This window comes from Megasphaera intestinihominis, from assembly GCF_040096415.1.
Lineage (GTDB): Bacteria > Bacillota > Negativicutes > Veillonellales > Megasphaeraceae > Megasphaera > Megasphaera intestinihominis.
The window spans coordinates 15,329-28,097 of the sequence record NZ_JBBMEU010000009.1; the positions used below are offsets into that span (position 1 = coordinate 15,329).

Consider the following 12,769-nt stretch of genomic DNA (forward strand, 5'->3'; position numbering starts at 1 on the left):
CCCCTTTCATTCCTTAAAACGAGCAATGGCGTTCATCTCTCACGGAGATAAACGCCATCGTTTATTTTAAGTTTATATTCTTATTTGTTTAATATCTTTAATAACAAATTTATTATACTATCATTTTAGCACATATGCAACGTTTAACCTTATTATATTTTTATTACGTGCCGTTATTACACATTGTGGCGGTATTCATAGGGGAGGACTTTCAGGCCGTTATAGCTCGGGCAGTCGCGGACCCATTCCAGGGATTCCTTGAGGATAGCCGTCTGCATGGGGATATTGTTCGGTTCGCCGGCATTGGAGCCGATAGGGACGTGCGGCGCTGTGATGCGCGGTGCCCCCTGCTGGCGGGCGATGGGAGGCAGGGCGGCGATGACGCAGCAGCTCATGCCTTCGGCTTCGCAGCAGCGGGTGACGATCGTCGCCGAACGGTGGCAGGTCCCGCAGCCGCCCGTGCAGAGAACGATGTCGACGCCCTGGGCTTTGAGCTTCTTGGCAATTTCCGGCCCCGTTTCATTGCGGAATTTTTCGACGTTGCCGCCGCCGCCCATGAAAGTATACGTTTCTTCCGGCAGGGAGCCGATGAAGCCTTCTGCAACCAGTTCGTGCAGGCGGTCGATGGGGAACATGGCATTGACGTCTTTGTTGATATCCGAGTTGTCGAAGCCTCCGTGGGTGACCATCAGGTTCGACGATGGCGTGTCGAAGGGGATGACGCGGTACGAGAAATCCCCGGACGTATTGAACGGCGTCTGGTCTTTTTTATGGATGCCGCCAGCCGTGATGAAGGCGACTTTACATTCACTCAGTGGTTTCTTTAATTCAGTAAATACCGGTTTCGGTGTAACGGGAACGAAGATTTCCGAGCGCATCCCTTCTACAGTCGTTAAGTTCATAACTACCCCTCCTATAGTTCATCTACAGCCGCCATGGGGCTGATGTAAAATTCAGTATATTCTCCCTCTTTCAGGGCGACATCGGTAAAGACCCAGCGCCGCGGTACGGCAATGGTAGCCAGGCCGCCGAGACAGTCGGCTTTGATGGCCGTATCGTTGACTTCGCTGAGGACACCGCCGGCCAGGACCGGCGTGAATTCCCGGTCTTTTTCGAGCGGCCCATAATCGTAATCGAGCGGGGTCTCTACGATCTGCATGTAACTAAAATAGAATCGGAATTTCCGGCCTTCCCGGGGCTGGTGGAGGAACAAAGACGGTACAGCGTGGATCACGCCCAGTCTCCCTCTCAGGTTGAGAGCCACGTCGTCCGCAGCGGTCTTGGTGACCGTCCCTTCCATGAGTACCGGGTTGAGCTGATAATCGAGTTTGGCCATCAGTGGAGCGTCCCTTTATCGAGGAGGACCGTTTCAGGGAGACCGAGGAGTTTATTGTTGGCGTTGATGACGGCGTTGTCCCATTTCTTCGGTGCAGCCGCAATGGGGACGCCGGCCATCTTATTCTTGAGCATCTGGATAGCGCGGGCTGCGACTTCTTTAGTGACGCACGAGCAGCCGGCCACGTCGTTTTCAAAGCCGCCATGGTCCATATTTTCTTCGACCATGGCATCGGCATAGGGATTGCCGACGACGAGCTGGCCCTGGTAGGCACAGAAGGAAACGCCGACGACGGGGATGCCCCGCTTGCCAGCCTGGCCGATGTGCTGGATGAAGTCGATGTGGTTATTACCAAAGCCTTCGGTCGTGATGATGCAGCCATCGATGTCGAGGCTTTCCAGGAGCGAGCCTAGGCGGTCGGAAACCCAGAGTTTTTCGTCATTGACCTGCGGCGAGCCGACGAAGACGACGCCGATGAGGTCCAGTTCATCGTCATTGGCCAGGCCTTCGACCAAGGGTTCACGGATGTAATGACGGGTCATTTCTTTCGTAGCCGGCCCGATGCAGGTCAGGGCATGGATGGAACCGTCGCGGACCTGGTTCGGTGTCAGTACAATCGGTACGTTGCCGAGGTCGACGTTCTTCTGGCCGCCCATGACGCCGCACGGTTCGTTCGGGCAGAGGACGTTGTCGTGCATAGCCCCCTGACCCATGATTTCCTTGACCAGGACGACGCGGGGATTGCCTTTGCGGCGCAGGTCTTCGCAGACTTCTTCGCGGACGACTTCGCCGTCGTATTTCTTCAATTCATTGCGGACGGCCTGGATGATGTAGTCTTCACATTTATGAGCGGCAAAAGGTCCCGGACGGGTCATGCCCGTGAGGCGTTTGATGACGGCATGGCAGCGGATGATGATGTCGCCTTCATCGGCGCAGCCCGGATGGCCGAAATACATCTTTTCATCGAGAAAGCCTTCAGACGAACCGAATTCATGGATCTGGACGCCGTCTTCGTCGACGCCGGTGAGCATGAATACGACACCGTCGGCGACTTTGGTGACCCCTTCACCGAGTTCGCCTTCGACTTTCGTCGCAATGGGCGCTACGTCCATGATGGTATCGGTGTAGACGTGGCGTTTATCGGGATAAATGACGTCGAGGCTCATGCTGACGCAGAGCGGGTCCTCTTTGACGGCCTTTTCGACGATGGACCCGTCGATGAAGATCTTCCCGTCTTCAATGGCCGTCTTGTCGCTGATTTCGACATCGGTGATTTTGATGTGTTTCTTGATGAGCTTGCGGATGACCTTCTTTTCGCCCGTCTTTTCCGTCGGCCCTGCCGGCAGCGGGCCAGCGGCACCCAGGATGGTACCGGCCGGGATATCCAGGCTCAGGCCTTCCAGTTTATCTATCTTCAAGTGAATCGTTCCCGACGGTGCGGCTGTCGGGGCGGCCGGTGCAGCTGGCGAGGCTTTGACCGGTTCTGCCGGTGCTTCGGCCGGGACGGACTTGGCATTGACTTTATCCAGGACATCTTTAGTAATCGGCGTCAAGGCTTCGACATCCTGCAAGAGCGTGCTGCCCAGGACTTCTTCGATGGTCAGGCCATCGTCACTGAGCGTGAGCAGGCCGGCATCGACCATGTCATCGAACAGCGTCGGGTCTTCCAGGTCATCGGCTCCGATGACCGTCCCCTTGGCCCGGCGGCAGCAGAAAACGGCAGAATCTGTAAGGTGTTTCTGTAAGGTATCTTTGGTAATAGACATACAATCACTCCCCCTGTGTAGTATGAGTTACGCCTTGATGCGGCGGATTAATTTATGATGGACTGCCCGCAGGGCGCCATCGGTACAATGGTAGACCGGCAGATGAAGCTGCGGCGCACAGGCCATGACCGTGTTGGTGCAGTCTGTGCAGTTACTGATGAGTAGGGCCTGGGCCCCTTCTTTCTTCAGCGTCATGACCCGCTGGACCTGTCCCGGACAGTGGCCGGGATTGTCGCATTTGCGGACGCCCGGTTTGACTTCATGGGCCTGCTTGCAAAAGGCTACGCCGGCTACGGCCGACCCCATGGAAGCCGCTATTTCCCGGAGGCGCTTTTCATCGGCGCCGCAGGCACAAACGAGAAGGCCGATTTTTTCAGGCCCTGGCAGGAACGTTTCTGCCGCGATGATGCCGCCTGTCGTCTTGACGATGGGTGCGTCCAGGCTCGTCCGCCTGCCCATGAAAGGCCCGCCCATGATGAGCTCGCCATATTCTTTGCCCAGGCCGCCGGCCTTTTCCAGGACATCGCTGACGGCCATGCCCAAGGGCAGGTCGTGGAAGACCTGGACTTCCGGACCGTTCAGCTTGCCAGCTACGGTCACGTCTTTATCGATGAGCGGTTTCTTGTCATCGACGGCTTCGGCCACGCGCTGGAGCGTTTCCACGTTGATGATGACGGCGCCGGCTTTCGACGGCAGACTGCCCGCATCGAGGAGCGTCCCCAGGACTTCCCGGACGACAGCCCGTTCTTCACCGACAGGATAGACATTGGGCAGAAAATGAAGGGCCAGGCGGTCGTCAGCGGCGATGGCCTGCTGTAAGGCTCGGACGGCGTCGCCGTGGATGGCCTTGATGGCAATGACGCCTTTATCGGCATGGACGAGGTCCATGGCCAGCTGCAGGCCCCGTATCATCGGGCGGCAGTCCCGCTCAATGGCCTTGATATTATGGGTCAGGACGGGTTCACATTCCGAAGCATTGGCAATGACGACGCCGCCGTTCAAAAAGGGAACGGCCAGTTTCTGATACGTCGGGAATCCGGCGCCGCCTAAGCCGACGATCCCGGCCTGGCGGATATAATCCAATGGAGTCTGTGCCGTAAGAGGCACGTACTCTTTCGGCTGGACGTCGTCAGCTCGAACGATGACGGCATCATCCGTCACTTCCAGGACCGTCCCGGATACACTCGTATATACCGGGCTTCCTAATCCTTCCCCAGCCTCAGCGATGCACTGGCCGCGCTGTACCCTGTCTCCAGGCTGGACCACCGGGACCGATGGAGCGCCGATATGCTGTGAAAGAGGAAAAACAAAGGGTCTCACGTCCGTCCACCTCCTATAATCATGATGTCTAAATTCTTGCTCCGCTTGATGTCCTCAAGCATGGCCTTAGTATAGTCCCAGCCTATCTTGAAAAAAACAGGAAAATTTGAAATTTTCATGAATTCATCATTTATTCCTTAAATTTATTTGTTCTTTATGGCATCGTTTTGTGTTAAAATAAGATAAATAGCCGTCTGAGGGGATATATTAAAAGATGGCTGCCATATAGAGGGGGAATGTGCATGATTGTAGAAACCTACCCGATTGCTTTGAAAAAATTCATGAAATTCACGAAAATGAAGTCCGTGACCCTGGCCGAATACATCGGTTACGACGTATCGTATATCAGCAAGTGGATCAACGGGGCCAAGCTGCCATCGTCACGGGCCATTGAACGCGTCAATGAAGATGCGGCTGCACTCTTTGCCGAAACGATTGAAAAACTCGATCACCGCCAAGACTGCTGCCGCTATTTTTCGTTTCCCGCCGATACGCCCGACCTGGTCTTTGCCATCAGCGACTATCTGAGCCGGGCTTACCGCACGTCGCTCCAGAGCGGGCGCACGGAAAAGGCCAAAAAGTCCTGGCCCGTCCGCATCATCACGAGCCATCAGAAGGTAGCCCACTTTTTAAAAGACTTATTCCGAAAAAAACTCCCGACCCTGACGGGCAAGGAGGAACTCGTCATCTACGGGGATTTCTTCGATTTTTACGACGACGGCTTCTGGTCCTACCTCGACGTGCCGTCCCATTATAAACGCCTGCGCATCCGCGTCGGCCTGGATAAAGAGAAGATACGCCGCCATCCGGAATACGTAGCCCGGCTCTACGCCGTCCTCAACCGCTTCATGGATGCGGAATTCACCTTTTACGACTTCTCCGCCTTGAGCGATGCCAATCTGATCATCCTCAAGGACCAGTTCGTCATCCAGTATTCACTCCAGAGCCATCGGGGCATGATGATGTGTTCCTACATCGACGACCCGGCCGTCGTCCACGACATTTACGAGCGCTTCGGCGTCCACCATACGCCGAAACTCCTAACTCACATCCAGAGTCCCTGGAACGACGACTACGGCTACCGCACGTCCTTCTATGAAACGTCGCGGTTCTGCTTTTTCCTGACCAACGGCATCGAATACCTCCTGCCCCAGGAAGTCTTCGACCGGCTCATCGCCGAATCGCCGGCTGACCGGGCCGGCAATATCGAACGCCTGCGCATTACCTGGGAAGAAATCATCGCCAAGGCCCGCGTATCGCTCATCGTACCGACGCCGTCCTTCATGCGCTATCTGGAAACGGGCCACATTGACCTGACCGACGTCCAGTACACCTTGACGCCAGGCGAACGAATAGACCACTTGAAGACCATCGCCCGGACTCTGACCCAGAGCCAGGGCATCACCTTGGGGACCATGCACTTGTCGCCGGCCTTCCTGGCCTATAAAGAAGCGAACCTGTCCTTCTATTCCAACTACCGCATGAGCTTCTTCAAAAAGAACACCCTGGCCATGAACAGCCGGACCGACCCGTTCTACATCATCGTCGATAAGGACCTGGACGCCATGGTCCTGGACTTCTTCGACAACATGACGAAATCCACCTACTGCCATCCGTGCAGTGGCCAGGAGCTGGAAGGAAAAATCAAGGTCTACCAACACATGCTGGAAAAAATCACCAGCTTGGCTGGGACATAGAAAAAAGGCTTGTCGCCGTGCGACAAGCCTTTTTAAGTTGTAGGGGTCGCCACGTGGGCGACCCGCCGGGGATTCGGTAACTATCCTGGACGGGCTTGCCACGTGCAAGCCCCTACGGACTACAAACTATTTTTTACATGGAAATCTTGCTGGTCTTAGTCCAGATACCCATCTTTTCTGCGTCTTTGATGAGTTCTTCACGGAAGTCCGGATGAGCGATGTTGATCAGGGCTTCGGCGCGTTCCCACGTCGATTTGCCTTTCAGCAAGGCTGTACCGTATTCGGTGACGATGTAGTGGACAGCCGAACGCGGCGTCGTGATGACCGTACCAGCCGGGAGGGTCGGTTTGATCAGGGATTCGACATGGCCGTCCTTGAATTTACGCGTCGAATGGACGCAGATGAAGCTCTTGCCGCCGTTGGATGCGAATGCGCCCTGGGCGAAGTCGAGCTGGCCGCCGGTGCCGCTGATCTGCTGATAGCCAGCCGTTTCCGCGTTGACCTGGCCATAGAGGTCGAGGTCGATGCAGCCGTTGATGGAGATGAATTTATCGATGCTGGCGACAACGCCGACGTTGTTGACGTAGCTTACCGGAGCGTTGAAGACGATCTGGTTGTCGTTGATGAAATCATAGAGGCGCTGTGTGCCGCCGGCAAAAGCATAGATGATCTTGCCTTTATCGCGGTTCTTGTTGCCCGTAATCTTGCCGGCTTCATAGAGGTCGACATAGGAATCGACGAGCATTTCCGTATGACCGCTCAAATCTTTGACATCCGATTCAGCCAGTTTGCGGCCGACAGCCGACGGGATACCGCCGATGCCGAGCTGGAGCGTACTGCCGTCTTCGATCAGGGGGATGATGTAATCGGCGATCTTGTCATCGACTTCCGTACCGGCGCGGTTGGGGATCTGCGGCATGGGATGGTTCGAGCCTTCGACGACATAGTCGACGTCGCAGAGGTTCAGTTCCGTTTCATAGCCCAGAGCTTTCGGCATGTTCTGGTTGACTTCGAGGATGATCGTCTTAGCAGCACGGATCAAACCGCGAAGGTCCGATGCCTGAGGCCCGAGGTTGAAGTTGCCCCACTGGTCCATAGGATGAACCTGGATGATGAGTTTATCGATGTTTTCCCAATACTTCGGCAATTCGTTGAAGAGAATAGGAATGAACCAGCAGCGGCCGGCTTTGGACATCTTGCGTTCAAACCCGTTCATATGAGCCGTTGCGAAGCGGATCTGTTCGTTCGAGTCACTGTTGAGATAAGCCGCATAGGGTTCATCTTTGACGACGGTCGTGGCAACGATTTCGACGCCATGCAGGTCTTTCGCCCGTTTACCGATTTCGATGTCGATATCATACGGAGCAGCGCAGCCGAGGCCGTAGGAAACGCGGTCGCCATCTTTGACGAGAGCCGCAGCCTGTTCAGCCGTGATCAATTTCTTCTTATACTCTTCAGGAATTTGTGAAAGTTTGTACATTCTAAAGTCTCCTCCTTCATGACTTTGCAATAGTAGTATGAGATAACCTTATATATAGTATAAAACTTTCCCGCGGCGACTGCAATCATATTTTGTGAAAAATATTACAAAATATGCTATTATACCAGAATAGTCCGTGATGAAATCTCCCTAACGGGCCGCCTTTTAGGGGGACAGCCCTTACGCACAAGGCCACAGGCCGTGTATTTACGACCGGCCACTTGCCACCTGCGGCCTGCATTTATTTTTTCATCGTTATTCTTTTCGTCGGCCTTGACATCCGCCGTGTTGACGGCTTCTTTGAATTCCCGCAGGCTCTTTCCCAGGGCAATCTATTTTTGTTTACATTTTCTTCAAGGCAGTATAAAATGAAAATATTCTGGTTATTTTTCGTTTAGAGAAAGGATTATGCTATGTATCATTCACAAGCTAAAGGCACGATACTGCTGCTCATTACGGCCCTCATCTGGGGCGCTGCCTTCGTCGCCCAGAGCGTTGGCATGGACTATATCGGCCCGTTTACCTTCAGCGCCGCCCGCGATGTCATCGCCATCATCGTCCTGATTCCCGTCATCCTGCTGTTTGCCGATAAAGGGACAGACGGGACCTATCCGCCGATTTTGCAACAGCTGAAACCGGACCGCATCACCCTCATCGGCGGTGCCTGGTGCGGCCTGGTCCTGGGCGCCGCCGATACGCTGCAGCAGGTCGGCATCTCCATGACGACGGCTGGGAAAGCCGGTTTCATCACGGCTTTGTATATCATTCTCGTCCCCTTCATGGGCCATTTCATGGGCCGCAAAGTCCCGCGGATCATCGTAATCTGCGTCGCCTTGGCTATTGCCGGATTTTATCTCTTATGCATCAACGGCGATTTCCAGGTCTCTTTCGGCGACTTCCTGGTCCTCTGCTGTGCCGTCTTCTTCGCCCTGCACATCCTGGTCATCGACCATTTCCTCTTGAAAAAGGCCAACAGCATCAAATTATCCTGGGTCCAGTTCGCCACGGCCTTCCTCTTTTCCGGCACCTTGACAGTCCTCTTCGAACAGCCCGACTGGTCCGCCCTGTGGGCCGCCAAATGGCCCCTGCTCTACGCCGGCGGCCTGTCCAGCGGTGTCGCCTACACCCTGCAGATCGTCGGCCAGAAATATACCGAACCGACGACGGCGACCCTCATCATGAGCCTGGAATCGGTCTTCGCCGCCCTGGCAGGCTGGCTCATCCTGGGAGAAGTCATGACGGCCAAAGAACTGACCGGCTGCATCCTCGTCTTCGCCGCCGTCATCTTAGCACAGATTCCCCTGCCACATCTCTCTTTCCGTCAAAAGAATTAAATTATATTTGAAAATATTATATTTCAAAATATAATATTTTGAAGTATAATATTTTTCTTCTAAATTCTCAAAAAAAAGCTGCCTATGTCGATTGACATAAGCAGCAGCGAAAAAAATTCATTAAATTTTGTTGCTCCGCCGCCAGATGCGCTGGGCTTCGGCGGCTTTGATCAAGTCTTCACGCATATCGGGATGGGCAATGTTTATCAGGGCTTCTGCCCGCTGCCACGTGGCCAGGCCGGACAGGTTGGCTACGCCGTATTCCGTGACCATGTATGGCGCCTGGGTCCGCGGCGTCGTGATGATATCGCCGGCAGTGAACTTGGGGAGGATGTTGGAATGGCGGACTCCCTTTTTATCGACCCGGCTCGACGGCATGGCCAGGAAGGCTTTGCCGTGGTCGGCGGCATAGGCACCGGTCACGAAGTCCAACTGGCCGCCAGTCCCGCTGATGTGCCGCGTACCGGCCGATTCGGAGCAGACCTGGCCGTAAAGGTCGGCGGCGATACAGCTGTTGATGGAAATGAAATCGTCGAGCTGGCGGATGGTTTCCGGATTGTTGACGTAATGCATAGGCGCCGACAGGACATCCTGATTGTGGTCCAAAAATTCATAGAGTTCTTTCGAGCCCATACAAATGGAGAAGACGCCTTTCCCCCGCTGGAAAGGCTTTTTGTCGTTGGTAATCTTGCCCGCCTTGTACAGATCGAGATAGCCGTCGCTCATGAGCTCTGTATGCATGCCTAAGTCCTTCAAGTCCGATTCGGCAATGAGGATACCCAGGGCATTGGGCATGCCGCCGATACCGAGCTGCAGGGTAATGCCGTCGTGCAGGTAGGGGAAAATATTCTCGGCGATCTGCTTGTCGATGGCACTCGGTTCCCGATTCGGCGCCAGGCTGACCGCTTCCTGGCTTTCGACGATGGCCTGGACTTTCGAAACGTGGATGTGGTCGCTGCCCATGCCAAAGACGACGGGCATGTTGGGATTGACTTCGACGATGATCGTTTCCGCCGCGTCGAGCATTTCCTGGGTACAACCATTGGTCAGGCCAAAGGAGAAGTTTCCGTGCTTGTCCATGGGAGCTACGGTGATCATGGCGACGTCGACCGGCGCAAAGCCCCGCCTATAGTAGGAGCCGCAGTCGCGGAACAGCATCGGTTCGTGATAAGCCCGGCCGGCATCGAGGTACTTCCGGTCGATGCCGGAACAATGCCAGAGATTATACGTAAAGGTCCTATTTTCCGGGTCGGCTTCCAAAATAGCGACGGCATGGCAGGAAATGGCATTGCGGACCTTAATATCCTTCAAGTCACTATGGCGCCGGGCCAGGGCCTTGTCCAGGGCCGTCGGATAAGCACAGCTCATGCCGTAATCGACCCAGTCGCCATCCTTGACGACCTGCACGGCTTGGTCGGCCGTACAGCATTTCGATTTATATTCCTGATATACGTCCATGACCGGTCACCTCACTGTCTGGCCGCAGCCATACCGGCATCAAAGGCTTTTAAGTTGATGTCGACAAAGGCTGGTTTCACCGTTTTGGCAATGATTCCTTTCCAGTCGATATCATGGAGGCCCAGGGCTTCGATGAGGGCGCCCAGGAGGACGACGTTGGCACTCTTGGGATTGCCCAGGTCGGTGGCGATCTTCGTCGCATCGAGGTCCCGGACGGGGACGTGTTTCTTCAGTTCTTCAAGGATGCCCTGGGGATACTGGCAGGCGCCGGAAAGGACGGGCAGGGACGGGATCTGTGTCGTATTGACGACCATCTTGCCGTCTTTCTTGAGGAAGCGAGCATAGCGGGCCGCTTCCATTTCTTCAAAGGAGACGAGGATATCTGCTGAGCCTTCGCCGATGATGGGCGAATAAACTTTTTTGCCGAAACGGACCTGCGTGCTGACGCTGCCGCCGCGCTGGCTCATGCCGTGGACTTCGGACATCTTGACATCGTACCCGTGTTCGATGAGGCCGATGGTGAGGATCTTACTGGCTAATATCGTACCCTGGCCGCCGACACCGACGAAGAGTACACTCTTGACATCTGACATATTATTTATCCCCCTTTCTGGAAATGGCCTGAACCGGGCAGACCTGCATACAGACCGTACAGCCGACGCAGTCAGACTGGGCAATACTGGATTTCTTGTTTTCACTGTCATAGCGCAGGGCCGGGCAGCCAGTAGAAAGGCATTTCTTACAGCCAATGCATGTATCCCTATCGACGACGCACGGCGTCTTGTCGAGGTTGAACTGGGCTTTATCTTCTTTCGAGAACTTCTTGAGGACGCAGGGCCATTTGGTGATGATGACCGACGGTTCCTCTTCGATGGCAAAGGCCCAGTCCAGCGTCTCTTTCATGGCCTTCAGGTCCAGGGGATTGACGGTGCGGACGTGCTTGATGCCCAAAGCTTTGACGACGGCTTCGACGTCGATGAGTGTCGCCGGTTCGCCTTTGATATTGTAACCCGTCCCGGGGTTGTCCTGATGGCCGGTCATGCCGGTAATGCGGTTGTCCAGGATGACGCAGATGGCATTGGAACCGTTGTAGGCCACTTCGGTCAGGGAGTTGATGCCCGTATGGAAGAACGTCGAATCGCCCATGCAGGCGACAACCCGCTTCTTCTGATCACTGAGCTGGAGGCCATGGCTGAAGCCGTGAGCAACGGAGAAAGCACTGCCCATACAGACGGCCAGGTCCTTGGCGTTGAGCGGCGCCGACCCGCCTAAGGCATAGCAGCCGATGTCGCCGATCATGACCGTATCTTTCCGCTTGCCCAGTTCATAGAAGAAACCGCGGTGCGGACAGCCGGCACAGAGGGCAGGCGGTCTGGGAACGAAACAGGAATCGGGGACGTCCACACCGTGCTGCTGTTTCTTGAGGACACCGGCCGATACGATATTGGGGTTCAGCTCATCGATTTTTGGGATGACATCCTTGCCGTGGCAGGGAATCCCGGCCTGGCGTATCTGTTCTTCCATGAAGGGATCCAGTTCTTCGATGACGTAGAGTTCGTCGACCTTATCGGCAAAAGCTTTGATTTTCTGCATCGGCAGGGGATAGGTAAAGCCCAGCTTCAGATATGAAGTCTGGTCGCCCAAGACTTCTTTGGCATACATATAGGCTGCCCCAGCGGCGACGATGCCGATTTTCGTATCATGCATCTCTACTTCATTGAAGGGACAGATTTCGGAATAACCCTTCAATTTTTCTTCCCGTTCTTCGACGACATAGCGGCGTTTCTTGGAAATGGCCGGTACGGCATCCATTTTTTCCCGCTGTTTCTGATAGAGGACAGGCGGCACTTCCTGGCGGTCCTGTTCTTCGACGAGACTCTTGGAATGGCAGACGCGGGTCGTCATGCGTATCATGACCGGGACGCCATAGGTTTCGCTGACTTTATAGGCTTCTTTGGTCATGTCGATACATTCCTGCGAATCCGACGGCTCGAACATGGCGATTTTGGCAAACTTGGCATAATTGCGGTTATCCTGTTCATTCTGGGATGAATGCATCCCCGGGTCGTCAGCTGAAACGAAGGCAAAGCCGCCGTTGATGCCTAAATAAGCAAAGGTGAACAGCGGGTCGGCTGCGACGTTGACGCCGACCATCTTCATGGCTGCAAAAGAGCGGACGCCGGACATAGAGGCGCCGATGGCCGCTTCCATGGCCACTTTTTCATTTGGTGCCCATTCGGCATACATATCATCATATTTCGCGACATTTTCCAAAATTTCCGTACTCGGTGTTCCCGGATAAGCCGAAGCAAAGGACACGCCGGCTTCATACAAGCCTCTGGCGATGGCTTCATCACCGGTCAATAACTTTTTCATAC

General features: G+C 54.7%; 10 protein-coding genes. 2 read left to right on the forward strand and 8 right to left on the reverse strand.

Going from position 1 to position 12,769, the window contains the following annotated elements; genetic code table 11:
- Positions 1-176: 176 nt before the first annotated feature.
- Genes prdB through prdC form a run of 4 tightly spaced genes read right to left on the reverse strand, consistent with a single transcriptional unit; the run spans position 177 to position 4,422 of the window.
- Complete coding sequence (gene prdB, locus WMO23_RS02605) at positions 177-902, reverse strand: D-proline reductase (dithiol) protein PrdB (RefSeq protein WP_020310841.1); 726 nt, start codon at positions 900-902, stop codon at positions 177-179.
- Between the two features lie 11 nt (positions 903-913).
- Positions 914-1,336, reverse strand: coding sequence for a CBO2463/CBO2479 domain-containing protein (locus WMO23_RS02610; RefSeq protein ID WP_020310840.1), 423 nt, complete (start codon positions 1,334-1,336; stop codon positions 914-916).
- On the reverse strand, positions 1,336-3,102 hold the full coding sequence (gene prdA / locus WMO23_RS02615; protein WP_349173182.1) for a D-proline reductase (dithiol) proprotein PrdA: 1,767 nt from the start codon (positions 3,100-3,102) through the stop codon (positions 1,336-1,338). Before prdA ends, WMO23_RS02610 begins: the two co-directional genes overlap by 1 nt.
- Before the next feature lie 27 nt (positions 3,103-3,129).
- Positions 3,130-4,422: a proline reductase-associated electron transfer protein PrdC gene (prdC, locus tag WMO23_RS02620; protein ID WP_302681129.1), complete on the reverse strand. Its 1,293-nt coding sequence runs from the start codon at positions 4,420-4,422 to the stop codon at positions 3,130-3,132.
- 242 nt (positions 4,423-4,664) lie between these two features.
- On the opposite strand from prdC, the gene WMO23_RS02625 reads away from it, so the two are divergent.
- A complete protein-coding gene (locus tag WMO23_RS02625; RefSeq protein ID WP_349173184.1) occupies positions 4,665-6,119 on the forward strand; it encodes a transcriptional regulator in 1,455 nt (484 codons plus the stop codon).
- A gap of 133 nt (positions 6,120-6,252) precedes the next feature.
- Here WMO23_RS02625 and WMO23_RS02630 read toward each other — a convergent pair whose 3' ends face one another.
- Positions 6,253-7,599, reverse strand: coding sequence for an acetyl-CoA hydrolase/transferase family protein (locus WMO23_RS02630; protein ID WP_349173186.1), 1,347 nt, complete (start codon positions 7,597-7,599; stop codon positions 6,253-6,255).
- Between the two features lie 413 nt (positions 7,600-8,012).
- On the opposite strand from WMO23_RS02630, the gene WMO23_RS02635 reads away from it, so the two are divergent.
- Complete coding sequence (locus WMO23_RS02635) at positions 8,013-8,933, forward strand: DMT family transporter (RefSeq protein WP_349173188.1); 921 nt, start codon at positions 8,013-8,015, stop codon at positions 8,931-8,933.
- A gap of 120 nt (positions 8,934-9,053) precedes the next feature.
- Here WMO23_RS02635 and WMO23_RS02640 read toward each other — a convergent pair whose 3' ends face one another.
- From WMO23_RS02640 to iorA, 3 genes are read right to left on the reverse strand one after another with little or no spacing between them, the layout of a single operon-like run.
- Positions 9,054-10,391, reverse strand: a complete 1,338-nt coding sequence (locus tag WMO23_RS02640; protein ID WP_349173190.1) for an acetyl-CoA hydrolase/transferase family protein — start codon at positions 10,389-10,391, stop codon at positions 9,054-9,056.
- Between the two features lie 11 nt (positions 10,392-10,402).
- Positions 10,403-10,984: an indolepyruvate oxidoreductase subunit beta gene (locus tag WMO23_RS02645; protein ID WP_349173191.1), complete on the reverse strand. Its 582-nt coding sequence runs from the start codon at positions 10,982-10,984 to the stop codon at positions 10,403-10,405.
- A gap of 1 nt (position 10,985) precedes the next feature.
- Positions 10,986-12,767 carry an indolepyruvate ferredoxin oxidoreductase subunit alpha gene (gene iorA, locus WMO23_RS02650; protein WP_349173193.1) on the reverse strand — a complete coding sequence of 594 codons (1,782 nt, stop codon included), beginning with the start codon at positions 12,765-12,767 and terminating at the stop codon, positions 10,986-10,988.
- Positions 12,768-12,769: the final 2 nt, after the last annotated feature.